The sequence below is a fragment of the Cobetia sp. 4B genome, assembly GCF_018831605.1.
In the GTDB taxonomy this organism is placed as follows: Bacteria; Pseudomonadota; Gammaproteobacteria; order Pseudomonadales; family Halomonadaceae; genus Cobetia; species Cobetia amphilecti.
Map to the genome: position 1 here is coordinate 1,678,102 of NZ_CP059843.1, position 15,361 is coordinate 1,693,462.

Annotated in this window: 14 protein-coding genes; 9 read left to right on the forward strand and 5 right to left on the reverse strand. The window is 62.1% G+C overall.

What is annotated here, in order from left to right; translation table 11 throughout:
• The first annotated feature begins 326 nt into the window (after nucleotides 1-326).
• The 9 genes from H2O77_RS07160 (at nucleotide 327) to H2O77_RS07200 (ending at nucleotide 8,202) form a co-directional block, all read left to right on the forward strand.
• Entirely contained in the window at nucleotides 327-1,385 is a 1,059-nt protein-coding gene (locus H2O77_RS07160; RefSeq protein ID WP_215824270.1) for a C4-dicarboxylate ABC transporter substrate-binding protein, read from the forward strand.
• Nucleotides 1,386-1,466: 81 nt separating this feature from the next.
• Complete coding sequence (locus H2O77_RS07165) at nucleotides 1,467-1,982, forward strand: TRAP transporter small permease subunit (RefSeq protein ID WP_043334025.1); 516 nt, start codon at nucleotides 1,467-1,469, stop codon at nucleotides 1,980-1,982.
• Nucleotides 1,979-3,307: a TRAP transporter large permease subunit gene (locus H2O77_RS07170; protein WP_240548741.1), complete on the forward strand. Its 1,329-nt coding sequence runs from the start codon at nucleotides 1,979-1,981 to the stop codon at nucleotides 3,305-3,307. The genes H2O77_RS07165 and H2O77_RS07170 overlap by 4 nt, the downstream gene beginning before the upstream one ends.
• Nucleotides 3,308-3,338: 31 nt before the next feature.
• Complete coding sequence (locus tag H2O77_RS07175) at nucleotides 3,339-4,379, forward strand: Ldh family oxidoreductase (RefSeq protein ID WP_084589470.1); 1,041 nt, start codon at nucleotides 3,339-3,341, stop codon at nucleotides 4,377-4,379.
• A 308-nt stretch (nucleotides 4,380-4,687) separates the two neighbouring features.
• The gene (locus tag H2O77_RS07180; RefSeq protein WP_043334023.1) at nucleotides 4,688-5,782 is read left to right on the forward strand and encodes an ADP-ribosylglycohydrolase family protein; all 1,095 of its coding nucleotides are present in this window, start codon (nucleotides 4,688-4,690) and stop codon (nucleotides 5,780-5,782) included.
• Between the two features lie 837 nt (nucleotides 5,783-6,619).
• Nucleotides 6,620-6,964: a hypothetical protein gene (locus tag H2O77_RS07185; RefSeq protein WP_043334022.1), complete on the forward strand. Its 345-nt coding sequence runs from the start codon at nucleotides 6,620-6,622 to the stop codon at nucleotides 6,962-6,964.
• Between the two features lie 66 nt (nucleotides 6,965-7,030).
• The gene (locus H2O77_RS07190) at nucleotides 7,031-7,369 is read left to right on the forward strand and encodes a hypothetical protein (protein ID WP_054555881.1); all 339 of its coding nucleotides are present in this window, start codon (nucleotides 7,031-7,033) and stop codon (nucleotides 7,367-7,369) included.
• A gap of 69 nt (nucleotides 7,370-7,438) precedes the next feature.
• Nucleotides 7,439-7,777 carry a hypothetical protein gene (locus H2O77_RS07195; RefSeq protein ID WP_043332307.1) on the forward strand — a complete coding sequence of 113 codons (339 nt, stop codon included), beginning with the start codon at nucleotides 7,439-7,441 and terminating at the stop codon, nucleotides 7,775-7,777.
• Nucleotides 7,778-7,854: 77 nt separating this feature from the next.
• Nucleotides 7,855-8,202 carry a hypothetical protein gene (locus H2O77_RS07200; protein WP_043332305.1) on the forward strand — a complete coding sequence of 116 codons (348 nt, stop codon included), beginning with the start codon at nucleotides 7,855-7,857 and terminating at the stop codon, nucleotides 8,200-8,202.
• Between the two features lie 401 nt (nucleotides 8,203-8,603).
• On the opposite strand, the gene H2O77_RS18045 is transcribed toward H2O77_RS07200, so the two are convergent.
• The 5 genes from H2O77_RS18045 to H2O77_RS07225 are packed head-to-tail and all read right to left on the reverse strand — an operon-like array spanning nucleotide 8,604 to nucleotide 15,230.
• A complete protein-coding gene (locus H2O77_RS18045; protein WP_215824271.1) occupies nucleotides 8,604-10,577 on the reverse strand; it encodes an ABC transporter ATP-binding protein in 1,974 nt (657 codons plus the stop codon).
• 23 nt (nucleotides 10,578-10,600) lie between these two features.
• Nucleotides 10,601-11,500 (reverse strand): ABC transporter permease, encoded by a 900-nt coding sequence (locus tag H2O77_RS07210; protein ID WP_043332303.1) that lies wholly within the window; start codon nucleotides 11,498-11,500, stop codon nucleotides 10,601-10,603.
• A 7-nt stretch (nucleotides 11,501-11,507) separates the two neighbouring features.
• Nucleotides 11,508-12,452 (reverse strand): ABC transporter permease, encoded by a 945-nt coding sequence (locus H2O77_RS07215; protein WP_043332301.1) that lies wholly within the window; start codon nucleotides 12,450-12,452, stop codon nucleotides 11,508-11,510.
• Nucleotide 12,453: 1 nt separating this feature from the next.
• Nucleotides 12,454-13,731 carry an alkaline phosphatase family protein gene (locus H2O77_RS07220; RefSeq protein WP_215824272.1) on the reverse strand — a complete coding sequence of 426 codons (1,278 nt, stop codon included), beginning with the start codon at nucleotides 13,729-13,731 and terminating at the stop codon, nucleotides 12,454-12,456.
• Nucleotides 13,731-15,230, reverse strand: coding sequence for an ABC transporter substrate-binding protein (locus H2O77_RS07225; protein WP_153635521.1), 1,500 nt, complete (start codon nucleotides 15,228-15,230; stop codon nucleotides 13,731-13,733). Before H2O77_RS07225 ends, H2O77_RS07220 begins: the two co-directional genes overlap by 1 nt.
• Nucleotides 15,231-15,361: the final 131 nt, after the last annotated feature.

Consider the following 15,361-nt stretch of genomic DNA (forward strand, 5'->3'; position numbering starts at 1 on the left):
CATCGAGTTTGTCTGCTGGGTGGCGTCTGTCGCCGTTTGCCGTTGCTCAGCGCCTGTGTGGCACATGGGCGCGAGTCATCAAGTCATGCCACGGCAGGAGAGAGGCGTAAGCGCCATGATGGCGTCCATTTAGGGCTTCCACGAGCAAAATGTCGAGCAGGTATCCACATTTGACCCAATATTGCGTATATGCAATTGTGGAGGCGAATGCGCAATCGACAGTGGCCGCCCACTGGGCGTGTATCAGGCCTCAGCCTGTATCAGGCATTCGCCTGCAGGTACGCATGGCATTGCACTCTAATTAAAATAATCTTGGGAAAACAAAAATGTACGACTTCAAGAAACAGCTCCTCGGCATGGGTATCGCTGCCAGCCTGTTGGCGACTGCCACGACTCAGGCGGCGGACGTCGAGTGGAAGATGGCGACCCCGTGGGGCGGTGGGCCCTGGCTTGAACGGGATGCCAAGACCTTCGCGGACTATGCAAGCGAATTGACGAATGGCGACGTGAGCATCCAGGTATTCCCCGGTGGCACCCTGGGCGGCGCGCTGCGCGTCACCAATACCGTGAAGTCCGGTGTCGCGCAGATCAGTCACAACTACATCAACTATGACTACGGAACTGACCCGACGGCAGCGCTGCTGGCCGGGCACTCCAGCGGCCTGACACCGGAAGAATTCATGCTGTGGATGTACGAGGGCGGCGGTGTCGAGCTCTATGAAGCCTTCCGTCGCGAGGTGTTCGGCGTCGTGGCCTTCCCGTGCTCGACCCTGGGCACCGAGATTTTCCTGCACTCGAGCAAGAAGGTGCAGACGCTTGAGGACTTCCAGGGACTGCGCCTGAGAACCTCGGGTGCCTGGGCTGAAATCGCCTCACGTCTTGGGGCCTCTACCGTGGTGATGGCCGGCAGTGACATCTATACGGCGTTGGATCGCGGTGTAATCGATGCCGCGGAGTGGGGGAGTCCTGAGCTCAACAAGCCGACGGGTTTCCAGAATGTCGCGCAGTACGTCATCTTGCCCGGCATCCATCAGTCGGGCGGCATTCTGGAGTGTGAAGTGAATGTCGATGCCTGGGACGGGCTGAGCGAAGCCCAGCAGAACCAGTTGCGCCTCGCGGGCAAGCTGAGCGTGTTCGAGTCCTGGCTGGATAGCTCCTTTGCCGATCTCAAGGCCTTCAAGGAGCTGGAGGAAGGCCCCAACGAAATCGTGCAGCTGGTTCAATCCTTCATCGATGCCATCTACGAAGAGACCCGTGCCTGGGAAGATGAGAAGGCGGGCGAGAATGAGTGGTTCGCACGTGTGCTTGAGTCGCAACGTACCTTCAAACAGAGCATGACGACCTGGCAGGACTACCGTTTGCCGATCGGGGAAATGGGACGCTGATTCCTCTTGAATGATGTCTCTGGCCCGGGCGATACCTGTATCGCCCGGGCTCTCTCCTTGTCGTCATCCTGGTGAGTTGCCATGAAAATCGTCGCTGTCATTGAGCGCCAGACCCGCTGGGCCGGGTATCTGGGGGCAGTCTTGATACTGCCGCTGGTGCTTGCGTTGGTCTATGAAGTCTTCAGTCGTTATGTGCTGGGAAAGCCCACCTTATGGGCGTTTGAAGTCAGCTACATGGTGATGGGCGCCATCTTCATGCTTGGCATGGCAAATGCCCTGCGTGTCGGCCAGCACGTTAGTGTGGATGTGTTGAGCCAGAATTTTGCACCGCGTCTCAGGGCTGGAGTTCATCTGGCCTGTTATGCGGTGTTGCTGCCGGTACTGATGTGGCTTGTCTGGGAGCTGTCGCTCTATGCGCTCGAGGCGTTCTCCAGCAATGAGCGCTCCGGACGTTCTGCCTGGAATCCGGTGATCTGGCCGGTCTTCGGCGTGTGGTGGCTGGGCTTCGTCTATCTGACGCTGCAGGTGATCGCGGAGATGTTGAAGCTCTGGAGCACACTGCTGGGCCATGATCATGGCGCGGAGGTGTCCTCATGAGCGACTTCATTGCCCTCATCATGTTCCCTGCGCTCATCGCTCTGATCGTGCTCGGTTTCCCGATCGCGTTCTCGATGATCGTTGTCGCTACCGTCTTTGGTGTTGCCCAGTTCGGGGATGCCGCGGCCTATCAACTGCTGACCAAGATCGAGGACACGGCGTCCAATTCCATTCTGGCTGCCGTGCCCTTGTTCATCTTCATGGGCGCGATGCTCGAGAATTCCGGCATTGCCGAGCGACTGTTCGGGGCCATCCATCTGTGGACACGTCGGATGCCCGGCGGGCTGGGCGTCGGTGCGGTCATCATGGGCACCATCTTCGCCGCCGCCAGTGGTGTCGTCGGGGCCACCGAGGCGGTGATCGGCATGCTGGCCGTGCCGGTCATGCTCAAGCATCACTACGACAAGTCGCTGATCTCCGGCACCATCTGTGCCAGTGGCTCATTGGGCACGGCGATTCCGCCTTCCATTACCGTGGTCATTCTCGGGCCTGTAGCCGGGGTCTCTGTCGGATCACTGTTCAGTGGTCTGCTGATCCCGGGGCTGTTGATGGCGCTGCTGTTCCTCCTCTATATCGTCGTGGTCTGTGCGCTGAAGCCAGCACTTGCGCCGCGACTCAAGGAAGATGAGCAGCATCCGGGGTGGGGCAAGCTGCTCACCATTACCCTGAGTGCGCTGCTGCCGACCATGAGTCTGATCCTGGTGGTGCTGGGCACGATTCTGATGGGCATCGCCACGCCGACGGAAGCGGCGGCCTGTGGGGCGCTCGGCTCCGTATTGCTGGCACTGGGGTATCGCAATCTCACGCTGTCCATCCTGTGGAACGCGGCGGTACGCACACTCAACATCACCGCGATGATTCTGCTGATCGTGCTGGGCGGCAACATGTTCGCGGGCGTCTTCTTCGCCTCCGGCGGGATGGCCACCGTACAGTCGTTGCTGCTGGATACCGGCTTGAGCCCGTGGCTGATTCTTGGCGCCATCCTCCTGATCGCCTTCCTGGCCGGTTTCGTGCTCGACATGATCTCGGTGGTCCTGATCGTCATCCCCGTGGCGATGCCGGTCATCGGCCTGCTCGGGTTCGATGAGATCTGGTTCTGCGTGGCCTTCCTGATCGTGATGCAGACGAGTTATCTGACACCGCCGTTGGCGCCCTCCATCTTCTATCTGCGTGCCATCACGCCTCCTGAAGTGACGCTGAAGCACATGTACAAGGGAGTGATGCCCTTCATCTTCCTGCAGCTGGTGGTGTTGGCGCTGATCCTGGTCTTCCCGGGACTGGCGCTGTGGTTGCCTGATGCCATCAGCGGACCGTCATGGAAATGATGGACACCTTATTGGAAAGGAATGAGTTCGTATGAGTGATGCAACACAGGAAGAGACAGGAATGGACGTCAATCTCGATCGGGCAGCGCTCAAGACGCTATGTCACGAGGTGCTGAGCCACCATGGGTTCAGTGAGCCACATGTCGATGCCATGAGTGACGCGTTGGTAGCGGCGGAAATGGACGGTTGTCGCTCCCATGGGCTCTATCGCCTGATGGGGTTCGTCGCGACACTGAACAATGGCGGTGTGGTGCCGGACGCCGTGCCGATCGTCGAGGATACGGCGCCCTCCATCGTCAAGGTGGATGCCAGGGGGGGCTTCTCGTCGCTGGCCTTCCAGCAGGGCGTGCCTGAGCTGCTCGACAAGGCGCGAGCCAATGGCATTGCCATTCTGGCCATCAATCATTGCGTGCATGGCACGGCATTGTGGGTAGAGATCGAGCGGCTGACGCGTGAAGGGCTGGTCGCTATCGCCTGCAATCCGACCCAGTCGTACATGGCCCCGTATGGTGGCAGTCAGCCTCTGCTGGGGACCAATCCCCTCGCCTTTGGCTGGCCGCGCGAGGACGGTAACCCGTACGTATTCGACTTCGCCACCAGTGCCATCGCGCGTGGCGATATCGAGCTGCATCGTCGCCAAGGGGACAAGATTCCGCTCGGCTGGGGTGTCGATCGAGCGGGCGAGCCGTCACAGGACCCGACAGAAGTGCTGGACCATGGCGCGATGCTGCCCTTCGGTGATCACAAGGGCTCTGCGCTGGCGATCATGATCGAGTTGATTGCAGGGCCGCTGATCGGCGACATGCTGAGTATCGAGTCCAGCGAACACGATCAGGGCAAGGGGAGCCTGCCATATCATGGGGAGTTGATCATCGCGATAGATCCCGTGCGCCTCACTGGCGGTAGCACCCAGCAGCACATGCTGCGCTCTGAAAGGCTGTTCGAGCTCGTGAAGCAGCAGGGCGCAAGGCTATCCTCCGAGCGTCGCTTCAAAGCTCGCCAGAAGCATCAAGAAGAGGGCGTCACGCTTTCGAGAGCCTTGTATGAAGATATCCTCAAGCTGGCCTCCTGAACCTCCGTGTAGATCGAGCAGTAGAGTGATCGCTGAGAGCACACCGCGGAAAGTCACAACTGCATGAAGAAGAACGGCCGCCCCTGGGCGGCCGTTCCTGTATGAGGGTCTCTATCGTCGGCCTTGTCATCGGCCTTGTCATCGGTGCTGCCAACCTCACGCCTGCCGATACTGAGCGCCCATCCAGTTCTGCCTGATTATGCGCACCACTGGTTGAGCCTGCTTTTCAGCAAATGCGCAGATGCTGATAGCGTAAGACGTATTGAGGGTGGCTGACGCCACCTGAAGGTCACGCAGGGGAGAGGCACATGACGCTTGAGATGACATCGCGGTTTCGTGGTTGCCTGTTGGGCGGTGCGGTGGGTGACGCCCTGGGGGCGGCGGTGGAATTCCTGTCGCACGAGGAGATCCAGGCGCGCTTCGGCAGTGATGGAATAGCCGACTATGCACCGGCCTATGGTGGGCTGGGGCGGATTACCGATGATACGCAGATGACGCTGTTTACTGCCGAGGGCCTGCTGCGCAGTCATGTGCGTGGCTGCTTGAGAGGCATCACGACGCAAAGTGGTCTGGTCAGCAGCGCCTACGAGCGCTGGCTTTACACCCAAGGCGAACGCTCGCGGCAGGAGACCGAGCAGGAATGGTTGGACAGTGGCTGGCTGATCAAGCAGCGCGAGCTCCATTCGCGGCGCGCCCCGGGCATGACATGCCTGTCAGCGCTCAAGCAGATGCGTGCCTACGGTGACAAGGCGCAAAACGACAGCAAGGGCTGTGGTGGGGTGATGCGTGTGGCACCTGTCGGCTTGTTCGCGCATGCGATGGGAGCCTCCCATGAGATGTGCTTCGAACTCGGAGAAGAGGTCTGTGCGCTGACCCATGGGCACGTGACCGGCCAGCTGACCGGCGGCGTGCTGGCGGTGATGATCCAGTGTCTGGTGGCGGGGGATTCGATGGCACAGGCACTCGCGCATGCTCTGCGTATTCTCGAGCGCAAGCCGAGCTGTGATGACACTCTGCAGGCCCTGGAGCAAGCCCGCGCGCTGGCCGAGTCCGAAACGTCGGCGCCGGCCGCAGTGGTATTGCTGGGGCTGGGGTGGATCGCGGAAGAAGCCTTGGCAATCGCTGTCTACTGCGCGCTCACTGCCCGGGATTACCGCTCTGCGATTCAGCTCGCGGTCAATCACGATGGGGATTCGGATTCCACCGGGGCCATCACGGGCAATCTGCTCGGGGCGCAATGGGGCGAGGAGGCGATACCGAGTGACTGGCTGGCGCCCCTTGAACTGCGTGACGTCATCGGCGAGATCGCCAAAGACCTGCACGACTGCCCCCGCTGGGAGCTCTACACCGATGGTGGGGGCAAGGATGAAAAGTGGGCCTGGGAGAAATACCCGGGCTATTGAGGCGCGGTGCAGCAGCATGAAAAAACGCGGAGCCATCTTCCAATGGCTCCGCGTTTTCGTGTCTGGACAACAATTTTCATCGCCCGTCGCGATGCAAGGGGAGCGCAGAGGCGCAGGGAGTGCTTGAAACAGGTGACTTGAGAGGGCGTCCACGGGCTTCGTAAGCGGTTGATAATACTATGCTTATTACCAAAGTCGTAGATGAGCGTCTGTCCAGCGGGTCAGGTGAGTGACGCATTGGTTCGTGATTGGAATCAATGCTGTTCCAGTGGAGGGATATCTCGCGTGGCGGGTTTCGTCCACAATGCGCTCATTCCACATTGCACGAAACGGCAGTCTGGATTCGGTCGATGGCTGGCGCCTGTCAAGACGTCTTCCACTTTTTTGAAGATGGCATGCATCCAACCCGTTGGCGCAAGCGTAAGACTCTACAAGCACAACGGTGAGGGTTTCAGCAGGGTAGAAAGACATACTGCTGACGAATGCCTTCCTCATGATCGCGACCAAAGTTGAAGTGTCAGGCAGCGGTACCGGAGCAGACCTGAGTGACTGATCGACATTCGATCACTGGCGACATGCACCTTCATGGTTGTACAGAAGTGATGCAAAAAGCTTGCAAGGGTTTTGCGTGGTGAGGGACTTAACCACTTACGGGTACCGAGGCAATGACAAGGCATCGCAATCTGGTTCTTTGATGGAAACAGTGAGCTGCCAGCGACATGGCTAGTGTGATAGCGCAATAATAATTAGTCTGTTAACAAGTTAGGCGGGTGCAGCCGAGACTGCACACGACATCACAAGGGCAACATCGCCCAGGACAAGCAAAGGAAAATCATCATGAAAACTCTGAACCTCAAGACTCTGATCGCCGCCGCCGCTCTCGCTACCGTGAGCACTGCCTCCTTCGCAGCGGATGACAGCCCGGCCGCACAGCGTGTTCAGCAGTCCGTCAGCCAGGACGTCGTCGTCGGCACTGCCCAGCAGGCACCGACTGCCCAGGCCACCTTCGCCGATACCGGCATGAGCGTTGCCGCAGGTCGTGTCGAGACTGCCCTCAATCAGTCCGCCATCGAAGGCAAGGGTGTTGCCACCGTCAGCCGCGAGCAGGCCTTCGACAATGACGCCGGCAAGAGTGTCGCTGCTACCCGCGTTCAGCACGCTCTGAGCGACAGCAACGTCTGAGCCATTCAGTCGTCTTGCCCGGGCACTCACGCCCACTGACCACTTTGTTCATCGAGGAGAATCATCATGAAAACCATCAAGACTCTGATCGCCGCCGCCGCTCTCGCTACCGTCAGCACCGCCACCTTCGCCGCGGATGACAGCCCGGCCGCCCAGCGTGTCCAGCAGTCCATCAGCCAGGATGTCGTCGTCGGCACCGCTCAGTCAGCCGCTACCCAGCAAGCCAGCTTCGCGGAAACCGGCATGAGCGTCGCGGCAGGTCGCATTCAGCAGTCCATCAGTGCCGATCGCATCCATGGTCAGTCGCACACCGTGGCCACTGCCAGCCAGGCATTCGATAACGATGCCGGCAAGAGTGTCGCAGCGACTCGCGTCCAGCATGCCCTGAACGACAGCAACGTCTGAACCATCGTCAAGCCTGACCTGGGTTGCCGGGTCTGATCATCGCTTTGCTTTTTATCGAGGAGATACACCATGAACACTCTCAAGACTCTGATCGCCGCTGCCGCACTCGCCACCGTCAGCACTGCGTCCTTCGCCGCCGACGATAGCCCGGCTGCCAAGCGCGTCCAGCACAACGTCAGTGACAGCGTCATCCATGGCTCTGCCCAGCAAGCTCCGACCGCCCAGGCGACCTTCGCGGAAACCGGCATGAGCACCGCTGCTGGCCGTTTCCAGGTGGCATCCGGTGATGACGAGATCCGTGGCCATGATCGCTCCATCCATCTGCAGGAATTCGATGTCGCCAATGATTCCGGCGATAGCGTTGCCGGCACCCGTGTTCGTCACGCCGTGAGCGACGTCAACGTCTGAGACGCCCGACGTCTGCGTCAGGCGCTTGCAGGCCAGGTGTCTGCACTGACATGACCTTTTTCGACAGGAGAACCCCCATGCAATCCCTCAAGTCTCTATTTGCCATTGCCGCACTGTCCGTTGCCGCCACTGGCGTGGCTTCTGCCAATGACAGCGAAGCCGATGCCCGCGTCCGTGCCACCCTCAGTGATCGCGTGATCATGGGCCAGGCACAGCCGGTGACTCAGCAAGCCGCACTGCATCACGATGACGCCGTGGAAACCGGCATGAGTGTCGCTGCCAGCCGCGTCCAGAAGTCCATCAGCAACGCCGGCATCCAGGGCACCACCCGTGCACTGGCGAGCGATTCGGCTGATTACGTCAACGATGCCGGCAAGAGTGTCTCTGCTACACGCGTCGAGCATGCCTTGAACGAAAGCGCATGATCTCTCGTCGGCGGATGAACATCCTCCGACTCTGCAAGACAGCCAAGGATGCCGATATGCCATCGACTTGCCCCTGTCAGTTGCTGAATGGACCCACTGACCATCGTGTCGCGTCATGATGGTCAGTGTCCCAGAGAAGAATACGTGAGAGAGAAGAACGCTTGAGCAAGTGTTTTGGCTGAGTGGAAGCCAGTGTGGAAATGCGCACTCGTCGTCAACTGCAGAGCCCTTGCTCAAACGCTTTCCTGTCCTGAATGTCCTGTCCCGACATTCCCTGCCCGCCATTGGTGGGCTTTTTTCGTTGCATGAAGGTAATCAGCAGCGATGATCCGCAGCTGGGAGAGGCAGCCGGGACAGGCGGGACAGGCGGGCGGGACAGAATGGTGGGACAGAAAGCCGGGTCATGCCGCGACCAGCTTGGCCTCCATCAGGGTTTGCACATAGGGCGGCAGGTCCCCTGTGGCGAGGCTTGCGACATCTCCCAGGTGCTCGGTGCGGCCATTGCGCAGCACCAGTACGCGGTCCGCGAAATGACTGACCAGCCCCAGGTCATGGGTGACGAAGACCAGGCTCAGGCCGCGCTCACGCTTGAGGCGTTGCAGCAGGCGGATGATGGCGGCCTGAACCGAGACATCCAGCGCCGAGGTGATCTCGTCACACAGCAGGATGTCGGGCTCGGCGGCCAGCGCGCGGGCAATGGCGACGCGCTGCTGCTCGCCCCCCGACAGCTGGCTGGGCAGACGGTCGAGATAGAGCGCGGGCAGGCGCACCTCTTCCAACAGCGACTGGGCACGCTGGCGGGCGCCATCGCCCTTGAGATCGAACCAGCGAGACAGCACCGGCGCGAGGGATTCGAACACGGTCAGACGAGGATTCAGTGCCGTGCTGGCATGCTGGAAGATGTACTGGATCTTCTGACGCTGCACCGGACGCCGCTCGGCGACCAATCCCGCCAAGGACTCCTGACGCAGACTGAGCTGTCCGGAGACGGGGGAGAGCAGGCCGGCCAGCGCCTTGAGGATAGAGGTCTTGCCGCTGCCGGATTCGCCGATCAAGGCCAGCGTCTCGCCTTGCTGGAGAGAGAATGCCACATCGCTGACGGTGAGTGCCGGCGTTTCACCGCGCAGGCGCGCCAGCCAGCCGGGCATGCGATAGCACAGGTTCAGCGACTCCACGGCCAGCAGCGGCGCGATGTCCAGCGACGTGGCTGACTGCGAGTCGTTCTTGACGCTATCCGCCCGCTCATCGGTCGTTGCGTCACTTTTCGCACTTTCTCCGCTCTCCGCATGCGCTCTGCCCACTGATTCATGACCTTCCAGCGCATGATGACAGGCGTAGCGACCTTGCCAGCTCGGCACGCTGTCACGGCACGTCTCACTGGCGCGCGGACAGCGCGGTGCGAAGGCACACCCATTGATGGCGCTTCCCACCAGGGGCGGCGTGCCTTCCAGCGCAGCGTCAGGTCGATAGCACTGACTGCCCGGCGTCGCGGCCAGCAGCGCGTGACCATAGGGATGGCGCGGGCCGTTCAGGAAGTCGCGAGTCGCGGCGACCTCCACCAGCTGACCGGCGTACATCACCGCGACGCGGTCACACAGGTGAGATACCGCGCCCAGATCATGACTGACGAAGACGATGCTCATGCCCAGCTCAGCGCGCAGCGAGGCCAACAGCGCCAGAATCTCATTCTGGGTGCTGGCATCTAGGCCGGTGGTCGGCTCATCCATCACCAGCACTCGTGGGCGTTGCGCCAGGGCCAGCGCCAGACTGGCGCGTTGCTGCTGTCCGCCGGAAAGCTGGTGCGGATAGCGCTGCATCAGCACTTCGGGGTGAGGGAGGTGGACGCGTCGCAGCCATGCCACGGCCTGCTGTTCGCGTTCCGCCTTGCCTTTCACGCCCTGTGACAGCAGCGTCTCGCACAGCAGGCTGCCGAGCGTGAGATGGGGCGTCATGGCCTTTTCGGCATGCTGAGACACCAGCCCGAGCCTGAGTTCGCCCAGCCAGCGCCCCGGTTGATGATGAAAACTCAGCTGGCGGTGCTCGTCGTGAAGAGGGTCATGACTGGTAGAGGTAGAGGCGATGGCAGAGGTGGAGGCAGTGGCAGAAGTGGAGGCAGTGGCAGAAGTGGAGCCAGAGGCGGGCGCAGGTGTGGCGACACTCACCTCGCCGGTGCGCACCAGGCTGCCCCGACGCAACAGGCCCAGCATGGCCGTGGCCAAGGTGCTCTTGCCGCTGCCGGACTCGCCCACCAGACCCAGAATCTCGCCCTGGCCCAGGCTCAGGTCGATACCGCGCAGCACGGGTCGCCAGGTCTGCTGGCGATCATGAAAGCCGATGTTGAGATCGCGAACGCGGATCACGGCGTTGTCCGTCATGGCGTCACCTTTGGAGTTCGGAATCATTCGGGGCGCCCCGCACGGTCGATGCCCAGTGTCTTGGCCAGGGTGTCGGCGACCAGATTGATGGCGATGATCAGGCTGGACAGCGCCACGATGGGCGGCAGCACGGCCCAGGGCGCAAACGACATGAAGCCGCGGCCATCGGCGACCATCAGCCCCCAGTCCGGGGTCGGCGGGGAGACGCCGAAGCCGAGAAACGACAGCGAGCTGAAGGCCAGCAATGCCCAGGACCAGCGCATCGCCAACTCGACGAGGATGGTGTCGAGCACATTGGGTTTGATCTCGCGCCACAGCAGGCGCATCAGGCTGTCGCCGCGCAGTCGTGCGGCCTGTATATAGTCAAGGCACAGCACTTCGCGGCACGCCGTGACCATCACGCGCACCACCGCCACGCCATAGAAGATGCCCAGAGTCAGGATGAAGACCAGCGGGCCGGGGCCCATCACGCCGATGACCAGCAGCAGGAACAGTAGCCAGGGAATCGACAGCAGGGCGTCCACCAGACGCATGGCGATGTTCTCGACCCGCCCACCGATGATGGCCAACAGCATGCCGCAGGCGCTGCCCCATACCACGGCCAGCACGGCGGCCGGCAGCGAGGTATAGATGGCCTCGCGGCCCCCGGCCAGGGTGCGGCTGAGGACATCGCGGCCGAGCTGGTCGGTGCCCAGCCAATGTTCGGCACTGGGGGGCAGCAGTGAAGCGAGACTGTCACCCGCAGAGATGTCATGGGGCGCCAGCCAGCGGCCAGCGACGGCCAGCAGAAGATGCAGGCCGATCAGCACCAGGCCCAGGCGGCCCTGGCGATTGGCCCACAGCAGCGCCAGGGTGTGTTGACCCGGCAGGCTGGCCAGGGCCAGTCGCGGGCCGCGTGCGGTCGTCGAGGAAGAAGCGTTCATGAGTGACTCAGGCTGTCTTGAGTTTGGGATTGAGCACGATGACCAGCATGTCGGCGACCAGATTGCACAGCACATAGGTGACGGAGAGCACCAGTGCGCAGGCCTGCACCACCGGCATGTCGCGGTCATTGATGGCCGAGATCATCAGGCGCCCCAGCCCCGGATAGTTGAAGACCTGTTCGACGATCACCACGCCGCCCAGCAGCCAGGCGATGGTCATGGCGGCCAGACTGATGGTCGGCAGCAGGGCGGCCGGTGCCAGATGACGGATCACCAGTCGCCAGCGCGGCAGCTGGCGGATACGCGCCATGTTCATGAAGTCACTGTTCATCACGCTGATGGTGTTGGAGCGGGTCATGCGCATCATGTGTGCCATGGCCACCAGCGCCAGCGTGATGGCGGGCAGCCAGACACCGGGCAGCAGGTTCCACAGGCTCTCATTGGCGCCGGCCACGGTGATGGCAGGGAACCACGGCAGCCAGATGGCGAAGGCCAGGGTCAGCAGGGTGGCGCTGATGAATTCCGGCACCGTCATGGCGATCAGCACCAGGCTGGAGAGGCTGGAGTCGATCCAGCTGTCGCGCTTGAGCGCCGCGATCAGTCCCAGCAGGATGGCCAGCGGAATGGCCATCACGGTCGCGATGCCGCCCAGCAGCAAGGTATTGGCCAGACGCGGCATCAAGGTATCGCTGACCGGTGCGCGACTGGTCAGCGAGGTGCCGAAATCACCACTCAGCAACTGCCCCCACCAGCTGACGAAGCGTGTCGTCACCGGCGTGTCCAGGCCAAGCTCGGCGCGACACTGGGCGAGATTGATCGGTGTCATGCTGCGTCCCAGATAGTTGACGCAGAAGTCGCCGGGCAGCATCTCGATCACCCAGAACACCACGCAGGCCACGAAGACCAGCGTGAAGCCGCCGTACAGGCAGCGCTGCAACAGCATTGCCCACATCTCAGTTCACCTCTTGAAGATCAGGTGCCCGCTGTGGCGTCGAAGCCTCACCGAGGGGCGGCAGGCCCAGCACCTGACGCAGGCGCGGGTGGAGGGCCAGTGACTCGAGCTCAAGGCGCTCGCCCGCAGTGATTGACGGGCCGTGCAGAATGGCGAAGCGCTGGTCCGACGTGGCACCGGGGCCGAAACCGTGCGTGGAGACATAGCTGGGGGCTGCCACCAGCTCTGCGTGATGGGCATGCTTGCAGGCGGGTTCGAAGCTCATGCCCGGCGGCGCCTGATAGAGCTGGATATGCTTCACGTCCGGGGGCAGGAAGTCGGATGCCGCGAGCGGCGTGACGCCGAATTCGGCCAGGCGTGCGGCCTGCTCGCGTTGGCGTTCGTCATCATCACAGGCCACCAGCAACAGGCCACCATCACATTGCAGCGCGACATCCGGTAGAAGGCGGTCTGCCACCAGCGCCCGCTGGACCGGGGCATGACCATGATCACTGAAGACACACAGGTGATAGGCCTCGCGCTTGTTGATGGCTTCAAGGCCGGCCAGCAGGCTGCCGAGCTGGGCATCGACCATCATCAGGGCACCATCGACCAGGGCGTCATCATTGCCATGCACATGCAGGCAGTAATCGGGGGTGTTGAGTTCGAGCAACACCAGCTCTGGCGTTTCGCGCTCGATCAGCGACAGTGCCTCGTTGAGCAGTTGCTGGTCATTGCTCATCGCGCGCATCAGGGCGTCATTGCGGGCATCCCAGTGATTCAGACGCGGTGCGGTCATGCCCTTGGCGCGCAGGTCGCCGTCCTCCCACCAGGGCGACAGATACCAGTCACAGCTCTCGGGGCGGGCCAGCCCGAAGCCGAGGCTGGCCACCCGCAGTCCTGCCGCGCGCGCGGCCTCGAGCAGTGTCTCGCCACGCAGGTCCTCGACCGCTGCTGGACGAAAATGCCCTGCAGTGGCGCTGGCGTCTGAGGCGTGACTGTCGCGATCCGTCTCAGTCCCTGTAGCAGACGCAAACTCCGTCTCCGTCTCAGCACCGGGGCAATGGATGCCGTTGGAATAGATACCGTTTGAGTAGATGCCGTGCACCTGAGCCGGTTGCCCGGTCAGGATGCCCGCTCGCGCGGGCATCGAATTGGCATTGGTGTCGGCACCCAGGCGCTCGATCAGCAGGCCGTCTCTGGCAAGGGCATCGAGATGCGGCAGGCGCGCCCGCGTCTCGGCGAAGCGCTGACTGCTGATGCCGTCCATCAGAATCAGGATCAGGCCAGGGCGGGACATCAGCTCTCTCCCTGCTTGTCGACCTGGTGCCAGCGAATCGCGAAGTGTTCGACTGCCGGGATATGCACCTCACGCTTCATGACGCGGTTGTTGTTGAGGTGGAAGGGGATCAGCGTCGCGCCGGTCTCGGTCAGCAGCGCCTGGGCCTGGTGATAGAGCTCGGTGCGTGCTTCGTCATCCAGAGTGGCGCGCGCCTTGGCGAGCAGGGCATCGAATTCGGGATTCTTGTAGGCCGACTCGTTCCAGTTGGCCTCGCTCTGGAAGATCTCGTTGAGCACCTGATCTGTCGGGCGCTGGCCCCAGGCCGTGGTGAAGGCCGGCTTCTTCATCCAGGCGGTGTTCCAGTAATCCGCCGCGGGCACGTTGTGCACGTTGACGGTGATGCCGGCCTCGGCTGCCTGACGCTGGTAGAGCTCCGTCATCGGGCGGAAGTAGTTGTCGACGCCGCTGGTGTAAACGTCGATCTCCAGCCCATCGGCATACCCCGCGTCGCTCAACAGGCTGCGAGCGGTGTCGAGGTCCTGCGGGCATTGCTGCGCCAGCTTGTACTGATCGCCATTCCAGACCGGATTGTCACAGGTAATGGTGGCGCCGCCCTTGCCGAACAGCAGGTTGACCATCTCTTCACGGTCAGCCACCAGACGCAGCGCACGGCGCACGCGCACATCCTGGAAGACCTCGTCGTCGGCGCGGAACACCATGCCACGCCAGTCGCCGGTGGCGATGGAGTCGTAGTGGTAGGCCGGGTTGCTGGAGAACAGGCGCAGCTGCTGGGCGTTGACGCCATTCCAGCCCGACCAGTCAATCTGGCCGGCCAGCAATGCCTGGGTGCGGGCGTTGTCATCGGGAATGCCGATCAGGTCCATGCCATCCAGCTTCGGTGCGCCTTCCCAGTAGTCAGCAAAGGCCTCGAAGGTGGTGGTGCCCTGCGGATCGAATTCGACCAGCTTGAAGGGGCCGGTGCCGATGCCCTGCAGTGAGGTGTCGTCATCAAAGCCGACCGGCACGATCTTGGCGCGGTAATCCATCAGCAGAATCGGCAGGTCAGCATGGGACTGGCTGAGACGGAACACGATCTGGCCGGCCTCATTGACGCTGACGTCCTCGATGACTGACAGCGCGGCACGTGCCGGGGCATCGCGCTCGGGGTCGAGCAGACGCGTGAAGCTGTAGATGACGTCATTTGCGCTCAGCGCCTTGCCGTTGTGGAAGCTGACTCCGTCACGCAGCGTGAAGGTCCACTCATCGGCAGCGGGATTGGCCTGCCACTCGGAGGCCAGGTCCGACACCGGCTCGCCCTTGCTGCCCTGACGGACCAGGCGGCTGTAGATCAGCTGGTTGGCCGAGTAGAAGCGCGTCGGGGAGATGGGGTCCAGCGACTCCTTGCCACTGAACTCGACCCAATGCGGGGTGCGCAGTGTCTCGGCATGGGCCAGCTGGGGGACGGCCAGTTGGGCGAAGGCGGCAAGGCCGATGGCGGCGATCAAGGGCTTCTTCATGTCAGGCTCCAGGCAAGGGCAACGGTCAGGGACGATAGTCAGGGACGGTCGTCAGGGACAGTGGTCAGGGACAGTGGTCAGGGGCGGTCGTCAGGTACGGTCATCAGTGACAGCAAGCAGGTTCCGCAAAA